This window comes from Stenotrophomonas sp. AS012628 (assembly GCF_010608305.1).
Classification (GTDB): domain Bacteria; phylum Pseudomonadota; class Gammaproteobacteria; order Xanthomonadales; family Xanthomonadaceae; genus Stenotrophomonas; species Stenotrophomonas geniculata.
Genome location: NZ_VMBJ01000157.1, coordinates 1 through 261, shown reverse-complemented (window position 1 = coordinate 261; position 261 = coordinate 1). Strand labels below are relative to the sequence as shown.

General features: G+C 70.1%; 1 protein-coding gene. It reads right to left on the bottom strand.

What is annotated here, in order from left to right; translation table 11 throughout:
- A partial coding sequence (locus G5A07_RS21400; RefSeq protein ID WP_191863995.1) for a DUF3772 domain-containing protein occupies positions 1–261 on the bottom strand: 261 nt, incomplete at both ends.

Below are 261 nucleotides of genomic sequence, written 5' to 3'. Positions count from 1 at the left end.
CTCCAGCAGGCGGCGGCCGAAGCTCCAGACCAGCACGGTGGCCAGCAGGGTTCCGGCGAAGGCCCAGCGGTGTCCGGGCGCGATGGCGCTGTCGAAGGCGACCAGGGCCTCCGCCTTCAGCTTGTCCAGCCGGCGCAGGTCGTCGTCGGTGGGACGGATCAGGGTCGACCAGAAGCTCGGGCTGAACGGTGTCGCCGCGCGGCTGCTGATCTGCGAGTTGAACAGGCTGCGGCGCAGGTTGACGATCTGTGCCGCCAGGTC